The organism is Paenibacillus sp. FSL R5-0713 (assembly GCF_037973325.1).
Lineage (GTDB): Bacteria > Bacillota > Bacilli > Paenibacillales > Paenibacillaceae > Paenibacillus.
On sequence record NZ_CP150229.1, the window covers coordinates 1,144,460 to 1,165,109 of the forward strand.

Below are 20,650 nucleotides of genomic sequence, written 5' to 3' on the forward strand. Positions count from 1 at the left end.
CCAGCAACCGATTAAGGAGATGATATGGGACATAAAAGGTCTGAACGACGAAGGATATATTATCTACTCATCTTTTGATAATGAAGAGTAGGAGGTGAATTATAACCTAAAAAAATAAGCCATCCTCCTGTGTTGTTCCTCATGATAAGCGGGATGGCTTGGTTCTATACTTTTCTCTTATATTTTCCTGTATATGGGATCGTAAGGTGTATATTGAGTTCCTCAATAGAATCCTCGGATAGAATTAATTTTTCTCCGTCACCGGATAACTTGTGCCACAATTTCGGGTCTTTGCGGTACAGTTTTTCTTGCAGGCCGAATACATCAACTCCTCGTTCCAAGCCATGGCGATACGTTTCCATAATCTGTTCTTTTAGTTTATCTTCACTTACCCGGGTCATTTCATCGTATGGCATGGGAACCAGATATTCATATAATGCTGTTAGATATTTGGCATCAATAGAGAATGTGACGTGATCTCCGTGGATAATCGGTTTAATTTTAATGGTAGGCAGACCAACACTGAGAGCACCGTAGATGACATTGTCCTTCTGGATCAGCAAGGGTGCTCGGCGCATGCCTTTGACCAGCCAGTGGTAACCCGGTAGATCATTGTGTGACATGAACTCAAAATTCTTTCCCGTCCTCTCGAAAAAGGCTCCTTCGATCAGGAACAGATCATGTTCTTTTTTATTTTGGAGCCAGAGTTCCTTATTCAAAGAAATGACTGGTAGATACGTCGTAGTTGCTGGATCATTGTGCGTTGCAATCAATTCGAAGCTGAGAACGGGTGCAAATAAAGAATTTTCCATGTAACTGGGCAAAGGATTGTGGAGGATGCTATCCAGCGGTGAAAGATTGTAGATGGATGCTGTGCTCAAAATATCCAGTAAAGGTTCACGTGTACCATATACCCAGGTGGTATAACGGGCCTCGGGGAAGCGCCCGAGCATGTCGAACACATCCTTGATGTGTTTGTTATTCAACACTCCGTCTGCAAGTACAATCGCGGTCACATGTCCCCAGGCAATGTGTAATTGTGAGGCACGCCATAATTCGTTCATCGCGAGACTCATTGTCTTCCCTTCAGCATGACCAACCCAGATCGGAGGTGCTTCCGCAGTTTTGCTGGAACTCTCACTTTTGGCTATACTCGAAAAATCCAGTGTCTGTACGTAAATGTGATACATACCGTCTTTGAAATCGATACCGATCGCCTTTGCATAGTCTACCTGCTGAATTTCGTATGCACTCCAGCATCCGGTCGTCATGAGGACTAGGGAAAGACTCAACAATCCTAGCACACAGCGACGCAACAGTCTGTTCATCGTTCATTACCTTCCTTGCGCGGTTTCTGCGTCTCCAAATAGACAGGTCTGCGTTTGCCAATGCCCGTTGGCATTTTGAATAAAGATGAGAGGGCTTGTTTGAAACTCAGTGGGGTTAAAGGCGTCAGATAGGGGATGCCAAATGACTTGAGATCAGTCAGGTAGATGAGAAACAAAATCATCGACAGAATGAACCCATAGATGCCCAGTGTTACCCCTAAGACAAAACATAGAAAACGAAGAATCAGGATGGAACTTGTCATAACTTGATTGACAATGGTTGCCCCAGCAACCACCGTTACTGCAATAACGACAATCATCAACGGGGATACCATACCGGCACGGATGGCTGAGTCCCCGATAATCAAGCCACCCACGACCGTTAAGGTCTGACCGATTGCGCTTGGCAAACGAACCCCGGCTTCCCGGAACAATTCCATCAGCAACATGATTAGAAACATTTCTATGCCCGATTCCATAGGCAAACCCATCCGTCCAACAGATATTGTTGCCACGAGTGGAAAAGGAATCTGATCCATATGAAAAGAGGTTAACGCAATATAAAATCCGGGCAAAAATATGGTGACCAACAGACCGATAAACCTCAACATGCGACCTACATTGACAGGTAAAAAAGGAAAGCTGGCATCCTCTGGTGATTTGAGCAACAGAAACAGATTAACGGGTCCGATGATTGCACTGGGATTACCATCTACAATAAGAATGAAGCGACCATTGAGCAAGCATTCTGCTGCAAAGTCTGGCCTGCCGGTATAGTGAGTTAACGGAAATAAGGTGATCTTGGCAGGTGATAACAACTCTTCAAGTTCATTGGCCGTCATGATACGCTCTGTTTGGATTGTGCGAAGACGATGCTTGACTTCATCAATTAATTCCGGATTGGCAATGTTCTTGATATACATCAATGCTACCTTGGTGGCTGACCGTGAGCCAATAAGTTCGATATTGCAGGCTAATTGGTTGGTACGCAGTCTGGTACGAATCAAAGCGACATTCACTGCAAGAGGTTCGATAAAACCGTCCCTCGCTCCACGGATGGATACTTCTGTCGTGGATTCTTCCGGTGTCCGTGTAGGTATGTTGGAAATGTCTAGACTCCACATGGCTTGAAGAGAGGGGAGGCAGATTAGAATATGTCCTTCAAATACACGTAGGGACATGAGTTCAGTCCCATACGCCGGATCATTCAGATCAACAGTGCTCCACTGGAGACTGATGTTTTTTTCGATGTCAGAAATGCGAACAAAATGAGTTGATTCATAGGTCCTTTTCAAATCTGGCAGAATGATATCATAGATAGCTTGAGTATCGACCATACCGCTGCAATAGCACATAATCAGCTTCATTTGCGAATCGCCAAATATATGTTTATCGATGATGACATCATCAGACCCGGCAAAAAAGGTTGTCAGATTGTGTTCGGTCATATGGAAAGGTGTATTCGGTTCAGGTTTTGTTGGTGTTGTTTTGGGTGGATTCGACATGTTGAGCAACCTCCTTGTCCTTTTTGTGAATGAGAGCGGCCAGCGTTAACAGGACAGTAACGATTGCCACATAAGCGAGCATGACGGGAAACTGGATATGGTCCACATAATAATCCACATAATCAATGCGCCACCACTGGATGGCAAAAGCGCACATAACGAATGAGATACAGAGAATGGTGATATATCGCTTCTTCGGTCTGCGGATATCCAGCAGGTCCACGATAAGATATATCGAGATGGCTACTCGGGCGAATGAACCGCTCAGCCATTGGTATATGGAGAGAAAATCCACGTGCTGAAACAACTTACCGATATTCACAAGTTTCCATTGTTCATAGGGACTGTTTCGCTGTTTGGCAGCCTCTTCTGGGCCAAATTCCACAATGGCTCCCATGGTAGGTCCAATGGCCATACTGATCATGAAAATTCCAAGTAACAGGACATGCCACCAGCGCAGTTTGCTTTTGATCTCATGCTGGAATAACATTAGAATCCAAATCTCCATTAGTCCGGCAAGAGAATAGATCATACCCCGCATAATCGGAGCGAAGCCGTGTTCCATCATGGGGAATAACTGACCATAATCTTTATACTTCATATTGGCAGACATGACGAAGTAGCCAAGCAGAATAACTAGTGGCAGAAGGATACTCGAAGTCATGGCAATAGAACGGATTCCTTTAGCTGCTGACCATGCTGCAACGAGTACACCGACTCCGGCTAACACATAGGTGGGTGTGAACGGTAGATAGGTAGATACCGTCCAGTTCGTTGTTTCATATAAAGTATGTGTCCCTAACGCAAGCAGCAAAATTGCAGCGGTTATGCGAAAAATCCACGATGGAATAATGCCAAACTCTCGGGTGATCCAATCGGTCAACCGCTGTCCACGCACGCGCCGAATAACGATAAACATCATGCATAGAAACAACATGAAGAGCGGTGCAGCTACAACAACTGACAACCAGCCGTCCCGACCAGCCTCTTCAAGAATTGCAGGAATGGACAAGACGTGACAGACCAGTCCGGCACTTAATAAAATGATGGAAAAGGATAGCCAGATCGTAATTTGTCCTTTTTCCTGGCTCATGGCATTCACCGTCCGCTCAAGGTAGTTTACGTTAGGTTGCACAGCATATGGGAAATTGATTCCTTTTTCAGATTTTTTCACAAAAAGCTGCAAACGAGATGGACGGACTAACCAGAAAGCTATAACATACAGATATAGCAATGTCGAAGACAAGCACTGAGCGAAGCATAGAGAAATAGGGAAATTAGGGAGGAAACCTGCGATGACAAATACAACGAAGGCACCTGGAGAGACGAAAGTTGGCTTTATTGGTACAGGCGTGATGGGGAAAAGCATGGCTGGGCACATCCAGCAAGCGGGATATCCGCTGCATGTGTACACGCGAACCGCTGCCAAGGCGGAAGCGTTAGTGAAAGAAGGCGCCGTATGGCATGATACACCAGGCAAACTGGCTGCCGCGTGTGATGTCATCATCACGATGGTGGGTTATCCCAAGGATGTGGAGGAGATCTATCTCGGTGAAGATGGTCTCGTAGCCAATGCTAACCCTGGGTCATATCTGATTGATATGACAACATCCAGTCCGCTTCTGGCGGCAAGAATCTCTGAAGCTGCGGAAGCCAAAGGACTGCATGCACTGGACGCACCTGTATCGGGCGGCGATATCGGAGCGCAGAATGCCAAGCTGTCCATTATGGTTGGAGGAAGCTCGGCGGCCTTTGAAGCCGTGCGTCCGCTGTTTGAGCAGATGGGCAGCAACATTGTGCTGCAAGGCAAGGCAGGAGCCGGGCAGCATACCAAAATGTGCAACCAGATTGCCATTGCCTCTGGCATGATGGGCGTATGCGAAGCACTCGCCTATGCCAAGACGTCTGGTCTGGACGCGGAGACCGTGCTGAAGAGCATTGCTACCGGGGCAGCCGGAAGCTGGTCACTCAGCAATCTCGGTCCGCGCATGATCGCAGGCGATTATGAGCCTGGATTCTATGTGAAACATTTTATCAAAGACATGGGTATTGCACTGGAGTCTGCAAAAGAGATGGGCATGAACACGCCTGGGCTGGCTCTGGCCGAATCCCTGTACCAGGAAATAGCGAATAATGGTCTGGAAGAGAAGGGGACACAGGTCCTCTACACCTATTATCTTCAGGCTTAACAACCAAGAGAACAGCAGCGCATTCTTTTTCGATTCAGGAAAGGTTGCGCTGTTTTTTTTATTTTACGGCTTATTTATGCGTCTAAAGTCACGGAATTGGTTAAATGTTCATATGTACTTTGCGTATTAGAGAGATTTTGGTCGTTAACCCTTTATTTTAACCCCTCTTTATCCGACATAAGTAATAGAAGTTTACATAATGAATGTGTCAAAGGATGTTATTCCTCCTGTAATGGTCACCCGTAACCCACACTATAATAGAACGGAGCTTGCCCATGTTCAAGAAAATCCTGTCTCTGTTCAAGACACAGCCAGAGCTTGCGAACCCGATTACAGCCTCCGCTTCAGCTTTACCATCGACGACAGCCATTCCTCCGCGTATGGTCCGCAGTAAACGCAAGAAAAAAGCGGAAGGGGACTGGACACGCCCGCCGGAGGAGCCTAGTACAGCAGATCAGCTGATGGGTCTTCCAAGTGAGTATAAAGTGCTGAACGATCTACTTATTACCAATCCGAAGTCACGCTCTGGTTATTCGCAGATCGATCATGTTGTAATTGGACCTCGGGCCATCTTTGTAATCGAAACCCGAAATCTGACGACAGGTGAGATTCGCGGCGGAAGAAGAGAGGCCAATTGGTCGGTCAGCAGCAGCCGGGTCAAAATGTACAATCCACTCATGCAGCATCGTGCGCATGTGGAAGCCATCCATGCACACCTCGGAGACTACAAGAGAGTGCGTCTCGTCTCCATGGTGACCTTCACGAACCGTTGCCGCATTAGTGTGGATCCTGCTGTAAGATATGTGAATTCGGATGAACTGATCATCTATGACCATGAATTGGTGGAGACAATTCAGCGCAAGACGGAACGACTTGAGTCTGAAGTTCCTGAGACTGTATTTCAAGAGAAGGATATTCAGGCGATTCACGCCCTTTTATCATCGGTGAACTCGACCGATCCTCAGATTCGGTCAGAACACATGGAGAAGGCCAAAGGAATTAAATAATCACACTTCATGAACACTGTTATCCATACGGATGACAGTGTTTTTGTGTCGATCTTGTCAGTTAATACACGAGTAGTAAAAGGCTTTAGACACAGGTATATCGTCGTATACACCCCATTTTTGACTTATGATACAATGTAGAACGTGTTCAGTTGTGAATCGATTATGTTATCTGAAAGGATATTTTTGTAAATGAATTGTTCAAGGGTTGGAGTAGAGGTTAATGTTTCTCAGGAATATACATACGATAGGGGAAGATCATATGATGAAATGGAATGATACGATAAAGACGTTTACGGTTATGTTCAGTGTGGCAGCGATACTGACAGCTTGTGGTGGTGGAGCGAAAGAGGCGTCATCATCATCCGAAACAAGCAGCTCGAATGCTGCTGTAACCGAAACGGTAGCAAACGGTTCGACTGCTGGTGAGGAGACAGGTTCAGACGCCAAAGAATCTTCTTCGACTGATGACGGCAAGATTGGAAAGGACTCTACACTGGAAGAGTTGAAGCAGCAGTATGCGGATAAGCTCGGCTATATCCGTATCCCGCTTAATGATCATCCGGTGCGCCGGGTTAGTGAGAACGATTCCAAAAATATAAATGTGGCCAATTATAGTGATGCTGTTGTGGACATGAATGCCGAGGTGCCGATTCATTCCGATTCACAGCGGTTGATTGATGATGCCTTTCCTTATTTCACAACTGTACAAGCACCTGATGAATCCTATGTTACTTGGGAAGAAGCAACCAATCTGGAGCGTGCCATGGTGAAAACGCTGTTTATCGCCCGTGAAGGTCTGTTGATTACGGATGATGCGATGAAAAATAAGGATTACAGCAGTACATCATTCCAGGACTCTATGGATTTCTTCCGTGTGACAGCAAAATTTGAATCCATGGCACCTGTTGCTCAGCATCCGCGTGACATCACGCTTAGTACGCTATACGACAAAGCCCGTACTTCGTGGGGCAAGCTTGCGGAGATGGACCCGGAGCAGGATGAAGCGGCGTTTGCCGAGATGTATAAGACGGCGAGAAGTGATGCCAATAATGCCATGGGGCTTCTCAATGTTCTGCTGTCTACAAATGAGGAAGAACGTGTAGAGGAGATCTACGGAAAGTGAAAGTAGTAAAGTCATAGTAGTGATGAACAGAATTGGAATGCGTTGAACGAATGAGCTATATGCCTAGGTCTCACATAGAACCCTGACTACCGGGATGATCGGTGGTTAGGGTTCTATGCGTTGTAGCGAAGGGGTGCTTCATTTTTTGCTGCCAAAATGATGATAAGTTTGTTGTTTGGGAAAAGTAGGGTAATAAGAATAGAAGCGGCATTGTAAAATACGCTATAATAACCATATGTGTACATAGAAATGATTACATATTGGACGCAGTGGAGAAATCAACATGTCTAATGGAGGCTCTGAGCTGGAACGTGTTATCGGTTTAGGGTGCTCCGAGCCGGAGGAATGCTTATGATCAAGCTGTTGTACTACTTGAAGAAATACCGAGTTGCCGCGATTGCAGCCCTGGTCATGATGTTAATTGAGCTTGCGGTGGAGCTGGCTCAGCCTTATCTGATCTCCAAGATCATTGATAATGGTATTCAGCAGGGAGACCTGTCTATTGTCTGGTTATGGGGGGGTGTGCTGGTTGGCAGTGCTGTCGTGGCTTTTGCTGCCGGAATTGCCAGTTCGTTCTTTGCATCCCATGCGAGCCTGGGGTTTGGATACGATCTGCGGGAGAAGTTGTATGACAAAGTGCAAACGTTCTCTTATGCCGTCTTTAACCGGTTCGCGACATCGTCCCTGATTACCCGATTAACGGGAGATGTGACCCAGGTTCAGGACACGGTCTTCATGAGTCTGCGCTTCATGACACGTGTACCGCTGGTGGTCATTGGCAGCATGATTATGGCAGTGATCGTGAATCCGAGGTTGGGTTTGCTGCTGGTTGTCATGGTACCTGTACTGCTCATTGTTGTGGTGTGGATGATTAAAAAGGCAGCGCTGCTGTTCCGCAATGTGCAGCGCAGACTGGATGCCGTCAATGGAGTCATCCAGGAGAATCTGACAGGCATTCGGCTGATCCGTGTCTTCGTACGGATGGGCCATGAGATTGAACGCTTTGCCGGATTCAGCGGCAAGCTGATGAAAGGCACAATCTCCGCGCTGCGCCTGACGGAGACCACGATGCCGTTCATGCTGCTGATGATGAATGTCTGTATCATCGCCGTGTTATGGTTTGGACGAGTTGACATCGCCTCCGGTAATGCAACCGTAGGTGAAGTGGTTGCGGTCATTAACTATCTGCTTCGCACCATTGGTGCCATGTCTGCATTATCATGGATTCTGGTGACGTTCTCCAGAGCAAGCGCTTCGGCACAACGACTGAATGAAGTATTTAATACGGAGGATACGTCAGAGACTGAACAGAATAAGGCGGTATCAACGACTACACCAACTGCTGGATCTGTACAATCTTCGCATTTTCCGCAATCTGTATATTCAGCGAAGAAACAGCGCACTGTGCAGGGAGCGGTTGAATTCCGCAGCGTAGGCTTCAGTTATCCGAATAGTGAAATTACAGTGCTGGACAACATCACATTCACCGCAAAAGCGGGGGAACGTATTGCCATTATGGGAGCAACAGGCTCAGGCAAATCTTCACTGGTGCAGCTTATTCCACGGTTATACACGGAGGATCAAGGTAAGGTCCGGATTGATGGTACGGATGCAACAGAACTGGATCTGTCCATGCTGCGTGGTTCGATTGGTTATGTGCCTCAGGAGGTTGTGCTGTTTACCGGTTCCATACGGGAGAATATAGCCTGGGGCCGAGAAGATGCCACATTGGAAGAGATCGTGGAAGCCGCCAAGCGCGCCCAGATTCACGAAACAATTGAGAATTTACCCAACGGTTATGATACCTTGCTGGGTCAACGGGGCGTCAATCTCTCCGGTGGTCAGAAGCAGCGTCTATCCATTGCACGAGCACTGGTACGCCGACCAAGTATTCTGATTTTGGACGATAGCACGAGCGCACTGGACGTGGCGACAGAAGGCAGACTGCTGGATGCACTGGAAGAATTGTCGTGTACGACGTTTATCATCACCCAGAAGATCAGTTCAACGACATCTGCGGATCTGATTCTGCTGCTGGATGATGGACAACTCATTGGACAGGGAAAACATGAAGACCTGATGGAATCATCAGGGCTGTATCGTCGAATTCATGAATCACAATACGGGGAGGGTGCACAGCATGTTCAAAGCATTCATTGAGCCTTTCCGTCAGCCGCCACCGCCGATTGACCCGGAGACGTTACGATCAGGCGGTGGTCGCAAACCCAAGGCAAGAGCGAAGAACTGGTCCGGTACACTTGGTCGGATCTGGACCTATCTGGCACGGCGCAAGGTCAAGCTGTCCATGGTATTGCTGATGGTTCTTGCCAGCTCCGCACTCGCTTTGCTTGGCCCCTACATGGTAGGGGTGGCCGTGGATGATTTCATCGCGGGTGAAGCCGGTTCAAGCTGGACACGGTTTCTGATTGGATTAACCGCAGTGTACGTCTTGTTCTCTCTAACATCCTGGTTACAAAATATATGGATGATCGAAATTGCACAGGAAACTGTGTTCCGCATGCGGTATGATCTGTTTTCCCATCTGCACAAGCTGCCGATTCCATTCTTCGGTAAACGCCAGCAGGGGGAGATTATGAGTCGGGTAACCAATGATATCGAGAATGTCAGCGGTACGTTGAACAGCTCAGCCATCCAGATTTTCTCAAGTGTATTAACGCTGCTCGGAACGTTTGGGGTTATGCTGTGGCTCAGCCCGCTATTGACGCTGCTTACCTTTATCGTTGTGCCTTTGATGGCCATTGGTATGCGTTGGATTACACGCAGAACGGGACCACTCTTCAAGGAGCGTCAGCGCAATCTGGGTGAACTTAACGGTTATATTGAAGAGACGTTATCCGGACAAAAGATCATTAAGGCATTCTCCCAAGAGGAGCGGGTGATTCGCGGTTTTGAGGAACGGAATACCCGCATCCGGATTTCCGGATTCTGGGCACAGACCATCTCCGGTTTTATTCCGAAACTGATGAATGGATTGAATAATCTGAGCTTTGCAATTGTTGCGGGTATCGGTGGTATTCTGGCGATTCAGGGTTCCGTTACGGTCGGGGTGATCATTATCTTTGTGGAATATGCCCGTCAGTTTACCCGTCCGCTCAACGATCTGGCGAACCAGTGGAATACGTTATTGTCCGCAATTGCGGGGGCTGAGCGTGTATTCGAGGTGCTGGACGAAGATGAGGAAGCGAAGGATGAAGGGGCAGCGGTATCTCTGGATAAGGTGGAGGGAGCCGTTCGTTTCGACAAAGTATCCTTTGGATACGATGAAGGACGTAACATTTTGCATGACATCAGCTTTGAAGCCAAACCGGGTGAGATGATTGCCCTGGTAGGTCCGACCGGAGCGGGGAAAACAACATTGATTCAGCTGTTATCCCGTTTCTATGATCCGACAGGTGGAACATTAACGGTAGATGGTCGTGATATGACCACCATTCGACGTGAGAATCTGCGGTCTCATATGGCGTTTGTGCTTCAGGATTCCTTCCTGTTTCAGGGTACGATCCGGGAAAATATTCGGTTTGGCCGTCTGGACGCGACGGATGAAGAGGTGGAAGCCGCTTCACGGTTGGCGAATGCCCATTCGTTCATTGTGCGAATGAAGGATGGGTACGACAAAGTGCTCCAGGCCGACGGAAGTGGTATCAGTCAGGGACAGAAGCAGCTGCTCGCCATTGCCCGGGCAATTCTGGCGGACCCTTCCATCCTCGTTCTGGACGAAGCGACGAGTAGCATCGATACTGTTACGGAGATTAAAATCCAGGAAGGACTGCAACGTCTGATGCAGGGACGGACCAGTTTTGTCATTGCCCACAGACTGAACACGATCCGTCAGGCCAACCGAATTCTGGTGCTGAAGGATGGGCATCTACTGGAGCAAGGCTCGCATGATGCACTGCTGGAACAAGGCGGTTTCTACAGCGAGCTGTATTACAGCCAGTTGCGTAAAAAGGCGCAATAGAGCAATAAGTAAGGTGCAGCAGTAAGGGAAGGCAAGGTGACGAAGGAATACAGGAATCGGTCCTGCTGACGATCCCTTTGCGCTCAAGTTTGGGAAATGACTTGAGCTGTACCTTTTATTCTGGTGAGGACGTTAACGTGTACAAGGCTCAATATTGACAAAAGGATTGGAGACCCTAGAAGGGGGCCCTAATCCTTTTTTTATATGTGTGATATGAAATGGAGAGCGTTCGAAGTTGTCATATCGTCAACATACTCGATGTTACTACAATGCAGGCTCAGCAAAGGCTGTACCAACTTTAACGAACATGACAGACGCTATTTGCCGAGATACAAAGGTTGTGAGATTCTAACGAACCAGACAGATGTTATTGACCTGAATGAGCGTATTTTAAGCTGATGCTGGCCTGGAAATCGGAATATAAGGCTTCTGAAGTTTGTTACATTTTGAGATCATGCAAAAAACCTCGAATAAGGTGCCTGATGTTCGTTAGCGTTCGGACCTACCTGCGAGTTGCCCTTGTCGGAAGCTGAAGCTGAGGAAATCAAAGTATAAGTTAAAAAGGGTTGACCCGAGGGAAAGCGAGCTGCCGAGCTATTGTGGAGTTGGTCACTCGGTGCAATCAAAGGAAGAGCAGGAAGGAGGGCATGAGGATTATGCCTTCTTTCCTGCACTTGAAATTTACACGTACAATGGCGAATGCACCGACGAGTGCACTGACAAATGTACTGACAAATGCATCGCATTATGCAACGCGGCATCTGAACCTGACATTTACTTTGTTACACTGCTCAGCTTAAATGCTCCGTCTGTCAGCTTATTCGTATTGGCGAAGTCCACGCCAGGCTGAGTTGTTGATGGATCGATGATCGCAATCGCAATATCATAGGTGCCAGCAGCAAGACCGGAGACCGAAATGGAGTCGGTCAAGGTGTAGGTACCCGTTTTCCATGTGGTCAGATTAACGTTTATAGTTTTCTTCGCAACAACGGTATTGCCGCTGCGGAGTTGAATCTCAACCGGCCAAGCAAACGGGAAATGCTGTACGCCTTTATTTTCCACCTTAATCGTTGTGGTAAACGTGCTTCCGCTAATGGTGGATGGATGCGATATTTCCTTCACGACAAAGTGGTAACCCATTCGTTTCTTGAGTGCGTCAATATTGGCCTGTAATGCATGATTCAGCGGGAGTGAGGCCGGAGAATTCGGTCCAAGCCAGCTTGGTTTACTTAGCTCCGTTTGACGCAACGTTTCCGTAAATCCGCTACCGGAGGTTAAGGATGCCAACATTCCTGAGGCACCGCCATAAAATTCTCCACCAGAGATACGGGTTTCCCAGAAGTTCGGGTGTCCTGGTTGCTGCTGGCCGATGTCATCCCAATAGCCATTCTGGGTACCTGTGTACCAGCCCCAATCGGCATCGAAGCTGTCTTTATGTCCAAACACATCGTTGAACATGCCCATAACCATGCCTTTATTGTTGGTTTTCGCCAAGGCGATACTGCGGCGGATCAGAACCTGCATTTTGTCCTCTTTGCCAGCAAACGCATCAATGTAATGCTGAACATACTTGTTCGAGATGTCATTGGTAGGGAAAGCGCCTGTGTAATTGGTTTCACCATTGGGTCCGACATAAGGCCATGTATGGAACTCGCCCCAGTGACCGAGGGAACCAATCTGGACAAAAGCGACCGGACGATCATTCGTATTGTACCTTGCGGCAATGGCTTCGATGGCTAATTGGTGCCGTTCTTGCAGATAGGTGGAGTTGTAGTTGGGAGAGAAGCCCATGTTGTTGCCCGTACCCATGCCTCCGGTTATATCGTTGTATACGGTTCCGGGTGATTCTCCACGGGCAACCATGTCATTGTAGAGCCAGTCGGGAATATCCCGATGAGCCTGTCCTGTTGGGCTGTCCAGAATGAAGCGAAACACCACTTTGACGCCTTTACTTTTCCAGTAGGCAAAATTATTGGTGGCTTCAATCGCACTAAAATCATAGGTGCCTTTGGTGGACTCCAGCTCCTTCCAGGTTACGCCGGCATATACGAGCCTGTGTGGCTGTGCATATGTCGTGCTCTTGGCCGAAGGCGCCCAGCCTTTGAATGGATTGTTGAGTGGGCTGTCCAGCTCTACAGGATTCACCACGGTATTGTTCCCCGTACCCCCGCCCGATCCAGACGAGGTCAGGAGATAAGCGGGCAGTGTTTGTCCAGCTGCGGGCAGTCTGGATGTATCCGAGCTGTTATCGATATACCCGACTCGAACTGTACTGCCTGCACTGATTTGCAGTGTCGAGAGAGGGATAGCAACCTCGATGATGGAGGAGCTACGGTAGAATTGGGAGCTTGTTAATGTGCTGTTGAAATTCCAGCTCCAGTCGGTTCCGCTGCCGCCATAGCGGTATAATCCCGTATTTTCAAGGAGCCACTCCACACCTGTAGTCCCCCAGCCCGCAGCCTGGTAACCGGTTGAAGTATTATTATCGGTGTTAATCCAGAAGTTGCCCATCGCCGTACTAAGACCAGAGCCTTGAACGAGCAGATAGAGGTTGGTCCCATCATTCGTTACTTTGAGCGTCTGGGCTGTGCCGCTATTGGTCGTGAGAGTACTAACGCTGCTCCAGTCGCTCACATTGCCATCAATGGTGATGGTTGCAGCAGAGGCTTTGGGTAAGGCTCCCGCAGGCAAAAGCAGGGTAATCATGAGGACAAAAGCCAAAAATAGTCCAAAGCTCCTCTTACTTGGATCAAATAATCTTGTCATGGTATACCTCCTGAATAATGAATTATGGATGATAACTCGTTCTGTCACACCTTCATGTCATGAGGGACAGTTAAGGAAGCTCAACTCCTTTCGAATCCGCATGGAGCGGTACGATAATGACGTTGTATGTAAGAATCATGGTAGTAAGTGAGGGTAAATGACTGAAAAGATGAGGGAATTAGTTTGCGGCAAATATAAAATGTGATATTAGTTCTTGAATTCCGCGTCTAAATTGCATTATAGGGGATGAATAGAGGAGATTCAATAGATTTTTTTCCAGAATTTATTGAGTTTTCTATTGAAAATAAGAGTGCTATATTGAAAAATAAACATAATTTTTTATAATTTCAATGTTATTTTTGCCGCAATAAAAAATATAATTACAATAAATTATATGACATAGAAATAAAAATGTAAACGCTTAATTCGCGATAATTTCAGAGTTAAGTAGTTTATTTGTATATAAAAACGCTTGAAAATATGTTGCGGCAAAATAATTAAAAATCTAGCCAAAACCAATTGACAAGCAAATAAAACTATTTTACTATCGTTACATAGTCATCGTCTTGTTAGATTTCTTTACATCGAATTGGTGTCAAGGCATTTGCCGCAAATTTATGAGCAACGGAGAGTGTAAGCATGGGGAAGATAAAAATGGCTTTTATCGGTGTAGGAGACATGGGGTCACATCATTGCATTGGTTTTGATTTGCTCGAAGAGAGTGAGGTTCGTTATATCTGTGATATGAATGAGGCCAATGTGGCACGTACACTGGCTGAACTCAAGAACAGTAACCCCACTATAGTTAGTGATTATCATGAACTGCTTGCCAAGGAAGATTTGGATGCGGTGGTCATCAGTGTGCCGAACTATCTGCATCGTGAAGTAGCGGTCGCTTTTTTGGAAGCTGGCAAGCATGTATTTCTGGAGAAACCGGTCGCCCATACCATTGAGGACTGTGATGCCATTATAGAAGCGGCGGAAGCCTCGGGACAGGTATTGCAGATCGGATTGGTTTATCGGTATTCGAATCTGTATCGCCGAATGGAGAAGGAATTGGAGAACGGCCGTCTTGGCGAAGTGAAATTGATGTGGTGCAAAGAATTCCGAGACCCGTTCCCACCTGCGGATTGGTTCTATGACAAAACCAAGTCCGGGGGAGCGATTGTAGAGAAGGATTGTCATCACTTCGATATTTTCAACTGGATGATCCAGGCGAAGCCTGTCCGCGTGTTTGCCTCTGGAGGCCAGCATGTGATGAAGCAAGGAGAGCGCAATCAGATTCAGAATTCATACAGTCACTATCCGACAAAAGAAATCTCGGATACCTCCATCGTCGACCATGCCTTTATCACCATTGATTATGATAACGGCAGCAAGGCCAATCTGGGCCTATGCATGTATCTGAAACCGCGCAATCTGATGGGAGAAGGGCTTGAGATTGGCTTGATCGGAGAGAATGGCGGTCAGATGGTGGCCCGTAATGACAAGACGATTGATATCGTTGGCGGGCAGGACTGGACGAAGGATCATCTGGAGATTGATGTGACGTCGGATTCCATTATGGGCGGTCATACGGGGGGACAGACTCAGCGTATTGATTTTCTTAAATGTGTACAGGAAGGCAAGCAGCCTTTTGCAAGTGCACAGGTTGGTCGTAACGCGTTGCTTATTGCCCTGGCGGCAGAGAAATCCATTTTGGAAGAACGGTATGTCTATTTAGAAGAAATTTCAGGCTGAGGGGTGTCATCATGAACAGGTTGAGAAAATATGACACGCTGCTGTTCTTTCTCTTCATTTTGCCTTGGATCATTGGATTTATCACCTTTTTTATGATTCCTTTTGGAACCTCGGTATTCTATGCCTTTACGGATGCCAGACTTCCTGGAGCAACCAACTTCAACTTTGTCGGGATCGATAATTTTACACACATGATGGACGATCCCATCTTTTTGAAAAGTCTGCTGAACACGATGTATTTTGTAGTATTTGGTGTTCCGATTGTAACAGCAGGCATGCTTGGTCTGGCAATGCTGCTTAATTTTAATGTCAAAGGAATTGCCTTGTTCCGCACCTTCTTCTATTTGCCGACCTTGGTGCCGATTGTGGCAACGGTCATAATCTGGCGGCTGGTATTCAACTCCGAATTTGGCATCTTGAACGCTGGACTTGGCGCACTTGGTATAGGCAAAGTGGACTGGATTGGCGGGGAACATACGATTAAGCCGGTCATCATCATGCTTCAGGTCTGGATCTCCGGCAGCGGGGTACTGATCTTCCTGGCTGCACTGAAAAATGTACCCAGACATCTGTATGAAGCGGCAGCCATCGATGGTGCCAGCGGGATACGTCGATTTTTCCAGATTACGCTGCCCATGATCAGTCCTTCCATTCTGTTTGTCATCATTATTCAGACCATGTATAACTTTCAGATGTTTACGGAAGCACTCCTGTTATCCAAGGGTGGTCCGAACTACTCTGCCTATACATTTGTCTACAATATCTACAAGTCGGCCTTTACCGATCTGAAATTCAGCATGGCGATGACACAGTCCATTTTCCTGTTCGCCGTGATCTCACTTGTCACCCTGATCCTGATGAAAGTATCAAACCGCTTTGTGTACTACGAGGGAGAACGATAGGAGGAGAGTTACATGAATAGCCGAAAAATAGCGGTAAAAACGTCCCAATATACGTTGCTGATCGCAGCGTTAATGCTATTCGCAGGGCCTCTTGTATGGATGCTCTCGACCATGCTGAAAACCAAAGCGGAAACGTATAAGGTACCTCCAACCATCCTGCCAGACACATTCAGTCTGGAAGCCTTTGAACGGTTGTTCGCTGTACAGCCGATGATGTGGCAGTGGATTCAAAACTCATTGTTCATTTCCTTTTCTGTTGCAGCGGGAGCGGTGGTGTCCAGTTCACTTGTCGCTTACGGTTTCTCCCGCTTTGCGAACAGATACCGGAATATGTTGTTCCCGGTTGTACTTGTTACGTTGATGATTCCCCCGTCCATTATGATGATTCCCTCGTACGTCCTTTTTTCCAAGTTAAACTGGATTGACACCTGGTTGCCGCTCATTGTGCCAGCCTGGCTCGGAGGCGCCTATTATATCTTCCTGTTTCGCCAATTCTTCATGACCATTCCCCAGGAGCTGGATGAAGCTACATATCTCGATGGCGGCAATCGCTGGACGGTATATGCACGAGTGATTATGCCGCTGTCCAAACCCATTATTATGACAACCATCATTTTTGCCTTTGTGAATTCCTGGCTCGATTTTCTGGGGCCGTTCCTGTATATCAAAAATGCAGAAATGTTCACCCTGAGCGTAGGCTTGCAGCTCCTGATTGGTCAGACGAGCCAGGATCTTCCAGCACTTGCTGCGGGAGCATTCATCAGTATTGTTCCGATCGGTCTGCTATATCTGTTTGCACAACGTTATATCGTTGAGGGGGTGGTGCTCACGGGCACCAAAGGGTAGAGAGGCTGCCTGCTTTCCGGTTTTCAGGTGAACAGGACTTATTGATATGACTTAAAGGGGAGCTGTGTATATGAAAGCGAAGAGCAAACGGCTATTCAATGTGTGGGCACTTGTACTTGCTACAATGGTGGTCATCAGTGGATGTGCGAATGGAGGATCGTCGGAAAATGCCAACTCTGGAGGTTCCGGAAGCAGTGAAGGCTCAGGCGAGCCGGTAACCATCACGTACTCACAATGGGGGACGGCAGAAGAGCTTCATCGTACACAGGAACTGCTGGATCAGTTCATGAAGGCCAATACCGATATTAAGGTCAAACTGGAAGGCAAGGATTGGGGCAGCTATTGGGACGGACTGACAGCGAATGCGGCGGGGGGGACACTGCCGGACGTGTTCAAAACGAGTTATGCATACGTGGAGAAATACGCCGAACTGGGTATTTTCAAGGAATTGGATGGCTTGCTGGCGGAAAATCAGTTTGATCTGAACAATGTGGACAAAAGTCTGCTAGGTCTTCACCAGTATCAGGGTAAACAAGTATCCTTACCTATCGATGCCAACGTCATCGTATGGTATTACAACAAGGCGATCTTTGAGAATGAAACCACTAATCCTCATGATGCTCCCGTCCCTTCGCTCGAGCCCACATGGGATGAAATTACCGATATTGCAACCAAGCTGACGCTGGATAAGAACGGGAAAAGCGCAGACGAAGCGGGTTTTGATGCCGGAAACATCAAGCAGTGGGGCTTGTCCATTTCACCAGGATCAACGATGGATTGGTTTCTGGAGCCGGAACTGTGGTCCAATGGTGCGAAGCTGGTGAATGATGATGGTTCCCTTGCGCTTGAGACACCTGAAGCGATGGAAGTGCTGAACTATTTTATTGACTTGACCAAAAATAAAAAGATCAACACCACACCTGCACAGATTGAAGGTTTAGGTGGACAGGTGAATCTTGCGATTACGACATCCAAAGTAGCGATGAATCCGGGTGGTAGCTGGAATACAACCAACTACCAGGAGGCTGGCGTAGATTACGGTATCTCGTATTTACCAAAATTCAAAACAAACCAAACTGTTGTTCAGCCGGCAGGTCTTGCGATCAGTTCCAACACCAAGCATGAAGAGGCAGCATACAAGCTGCTTGCCTGGCTTGCGGGTCCGGATGGACAGACTGAACTTGCAAAGCAAGGCTATTCCATTCCGGCTAACAAGGCCGCAGCGGATGCTTATATCGCTACTGTAGGTGAAGATAATAAAATCTTCCTGGATGCTCAGCAGTATGGCATTGTATCCCCATTTACAACCAAGAAAACCGATCTGGTCTGGACGTACGGCGAGCAATCACTCAAACTTCCTCTCGCTGGGGACGGTGACCTAACCGCAGCATTGAAGGATTTGGCCTCCAAGATGCAATAAGCAGATAAAGAGGTGGAGAAATAGAAGGCTATAACCAATTGGCGGCAGTCGTGGGGAGATCGAGTTCCCTGGCTGCCGTTATTATGTTACGGAGACTGTGTTCTTTGTTGTAAGGGGCGGTTGGAAAGGAAAGGGAAGGGGGTGTCTTGTTGTTCGATGCCTCGTATCGCATTGACTTATGATGAGTTGAAATATAGAATTATATTTGCCGCAAATTTGGTTATGCAGGAATGAAATTGCCCCAATACGAATGGGGTTTTAAATACATAGATTAGAGGAAAGGTGGGGACTTCACATGGCAAAATTGAAGGATATTGCAGACCGCGTTGGTGTATCGATCTCTACCGTTTCACGTGTGATGAAGAACGATGTCAATCGATCGGTCAGCGATGAAACCCGCAAAAAGATCTGGGACACCGCTGAGGAGCTGGGTTATCGCTCACAGCGTCCGGCCAAGAAAAAGAAGACTGAACCTAAAACGGCCTATGCAATTGGTTGTGTGGTCGCCATTCCGCAGAACAAATACAACAGCCCTTATTTTTCAGTCATTATGGAAGGCATAGAGAAGCAGCTTGCTGAAGCGGGAATGCGGCTGGAATTTGTGTATAGCATCGAGAACGATGGAGATACCGTACAATTGCAATCTCTGGTGAAGGAACATCGGATTGATGGCATGATTGTAGTGGAACGAATTGACCCGGAAGCTTATCGCTGGCTCAAAGCCAATGTACGGACTGTTGTTGGAGTGGACATTACGGACCCGGACATTCCAGTCGTTGGTTATGATCGTGAAGAGGCGGCGAGAGAGGCCACGAATCATCTGATTGAGCAAGGACATCGGATCATTGCCTACATTGGCGGTGCGGAGTACAAGAATGATTTTCGTGAGGAAAAACGTTTCCTTGGATACCAACGTGCGATGAATGGTGCGGGATTAACGATTGATGATCACTGGGTTATTGATGTGAAATGGGATGTTTCGCTGAGTTATGAATTGACCAAGCAGGCATTTACCAATAATGCGAATAGACCTACAGCCATTTTTGCCGCCAGTGATATGATGGCCATTGCAGCCATGCGCGCTGCAACAGAACAGGGACTCCGCATCCCGGAGGATATCGCCTTTTTTGGGGTGGATAATATTGAAATATCCGAATTCACCTCTCCGCCATTATCGACCATTCATGTACCGAAGCTGGAGATGGGCATGTTCGCGGTTAAACAGCTGCTCGATTATCTGGATCATCAATATGAAGTGGCTGTCAAAATGATCGTTCCGTACCGCTGCATATTCCGCCAATCTTCCAATGGCAAAATAGAATAGCTATCAACCCAAGAGTTCCCTTGTCCAAGTTGGACGAAGGGAACTTTTGATTTAAGAAATTAATCGTAGATCACATTTTTCCCTTCTTCACTTAGTTTCTTTAAAGAGGTGAGCATATGATTGATCTCTTCATCGGAGTGTCTTTCCCAGGAAGCTAATTCCGCTACTATTTTTAGAGGTGATTTAGATCGATATGAGCGTGTTGGATTGCCGGGGAATCTTTGATCCGTTAAGTTAGGATCATTTTCAAAATCTCCTAATGGTTCTACAATGTAGATTCTTTCTTTGGCATTCGTTTTTGCTAATTCAGCACCCCACTTAGCAGCATTTAATGTTCCGGTGAAGTAAATGTGGTTAGATTTTTTATCTTGGTAGTTGGATAAGTATTGCGGTTCTAATAAATCTCCAATGTTCAGTTCTGCTTTAGTACCATGAAAAAAAGGTCCATGATCTAATACATTTTTTGGGTCATTCATACGGATGCACCTCTTTTTTTAGATTTGTATTTTAGCAGTATA

Annotated in this window: 15 protein-coding genes; 10 read left to right on the forward strand and 5 right to left on the reverse strand. The window is 47.0% G+C overall.

Annotated elements, in window-relative coordinates; genetic code table 11:
• Window positions 1-164: 164 nt before the first annotated feature.
• Genes MKZ12_RS05095 through MKZ12_RS05105 form a run of 3 tightly spaced genes read right to left on the reverse strand, consistent with a single transcriptional unit; the run spans window position 165 to window position 3,926 of the window.
• On the reverse strand, window positions 165-1,328 hold the full coding sequence (locus MKZ12_RS05095) for a Ger(x)C family spore germination protein (protein ID WP_339239943.1): 1,164 nt from the start codon (window positions 1,326-1,328) through the stop codon (window positions 165-167).
• Window positions 1,325-2,833 (reverse strand): spore germination protein, encoded by a 1,509-nt coding sequence (locus tag MKZ12_RS05100; protein ID WP_339259111.1) that lies wholly within the window; start codon window positions 2,831-2,833, stop codon window positions 1,325-1,327. Before MKZ12_RS05100 ends, MKZ12_RS05095 begins: the two co-directional genes overlap by 4 nt.
• The gene (locus MKZ12_RS05105; protein ID WP_339239947.1) at window positions 2,796-3,926 is read right to left on the reverse strand and encodes an endospore germination permease; all 1,131 of its coding nucleotides are present in this window, start codon (window positions 3,924-3,926) and stop codon (window positions 2,796-2,798) included. Before MKZ12_RS05105 ends, MKZ12_RS05100 begins: the two co-directional genes overlap by 38 nt.
• 202 nt (window positions 3,927-4,128) lie before the next feature.
• On the opposite strand from MKZ12_RS05105, the gene MKZ12_RS05110 reads away from it, so the two are divergent.
• The 5 genes from MKZ12_RS05110 (at window position 4,129) to MKZ12_RS05130 (ending at window position 11,134) form a co-directional block, all read left to right on the forward strand.
• A complete protein-coding gene (locus MKZ12_RS05110; protein WP_339259113.1) occupies window positions 4,129-5,022 on the forward strand; it encodes an NAD(P)-dependent oxidoreductase in 894 nt (297 codons plus the stop codon).
• A gap of 275 nt (window positions 5,023-5,297) precedes the next feature.
• Window positions 5,298-6,029, forward strand: a complete 732-nt coding sequence (locus tag MKZ12_RS05115) for a nuclease-related domain-containing protein (RefSeq protein WP_339239950.1) — start codon at window positions 5,298-5,300, stop codon at window positions 6,027-6,029.
• A 262-nt stretch (window positions 6,030-6,291) separates the two neighbouring features.
• Window positions 6,292-7,155, forward strand: coding sequence for a hypothetical protein (locus MKZ12_RS05120; RefSeq protein ID WP_339259115.1), 864 nt, complete (start codon window positions 6,292-6,294; stop codon window positions 7,153-7,155).
• A gap of 351 nt (window positions 7,156-7,506) precedes the next feature.
• Window positions 7,507-9,315 (forward strand): ABC transporter ATP-binding protein, encoded by a 1,809-nt coding sequence (locus MKZ12_RS05125; protein ID WP_339259117.1) that lies wholly within the window; start codon window positions 7,507-7,509, stop codon window positions 9,313-9,315.
• Window positions 9,296-11,134 (forward strand): ABC transporter ATP-binding protein, encoded by a 1,839-nt coding sequence (locus MKZ12_RS05130; RefSeq protein ID WP_339239955.1) that lies wholly within the window; start codon window positions 9,296-9,298, stop codon window positions 11,132-11,134. The genes MKZ12_RS05125 and MKZ12_RS05130 overlap by 20 nt, the downstream gene beginning before the upstream one ends.
• A gap of 774 nt (window positions 11,135-11,908) precedes the next feature.
• Here MKZ12_RS05130 and MKZ12_RS05135 read toward each other — a convergent pair.
• Window positions 11,909-13,900, reverse strand: a complete 1,992-nt coding sequence (locus MKZ12_RS05135; protein WP_339259118.1) for a DUF4832 domain-containing protein — start codon at window positions 13,898-13,900, stop codon at window positions 11,909-11,911.
• Between the two features lie 639 nt (window positions 13,901-14,539).
• Between MKZ12_RS05135 and MKZ12_RS05140 the strand changes: the two genes are divergently transcribed.
• The 5 genes from MKZ12_RS05140 (at window position 14,540) to MKZ12_RS05160 (ending at window position 20,132) form a co-directional block, all read left to right on the forward strand.
• Entirely contained in the window at window positions 14,540-15,640 is a 1,101-nt protein-coding gene (locus MKZ12_RS05140; protein WP_339239957.1) for a Gfo/Idh/MocA family oxidoreductase, read from the forward strand.
• A gap of 11 nt (window positions 15,641-15,651) precedes the next feature.
• Window positions 15,652-16,542 (forward strand): sugar ABC transporter permease, encoded by an 891-nt coding sequence (locus MKZ12_RS05145; RefSeq protein WP_339259119.1) that lies wholly within the window; start codon window positions 15,652-15,654, stop codon window positions 16,540-16,542.
• A gap of 12 nt (window positions 16,543-16,554) precedes the next feature.
• A complete protein-coding gene (locus MKZ12_RS05150) occupies window positions 16,555-17,388 on the forward strand; it encodes a carbohydrate ABC transporter permease (RefSeq protein ID WP_339259121.1) in 834 nt (277 codons plus the stop codon).
• A 70-nt stretch (window positions 17,389-17,458) separates the two neighbouring features.
• Window positions 17,459-18,808: a sugar ABC transporter substrate-binding protein gene (locus MKZ12_RS05155; RefSeq protein WP_339239960.1), complete on the forward strand. Its 1,350-nt coding sequence runs from the start codon at window positions 17,459-17,461 to the stop codon at window positions 18,806-18,808.
• 295 nt (window positions 18,809-19,103) lie between these two features.
• Window positions 19,104-20,132: a LacI family DNA-binding transcriptional regulator gene (locus MKZ12_RS05160; protein ID WP_278296594.1), complete on the forward strand. Its 1,029-nt coding sequence runs from the start codon at window positions 19,104-19,106 to the stop codon at window positions 20,130-20,132.
• Window positions 20,133-20,191: 59 nt separating this feature from the next.
• Here MKZ12_RS05160 and arr read toward each other — a convergent pair whose 3' ends face one another.
• Window positions 20,192-20,608, reverse strand: coding sequence for an NAD(+)--rifampin ADP-ribosyltransferase (gene arr / locus MKZ12_RS05165; RefSeq protein WP_339239963.1), 417 nt, complete (start codon window positions 20,606-20,608; stop codon window positions 20,192-20,194).
• Window positions 20,609-20,650: the final 42 nt, after the last annotated feature.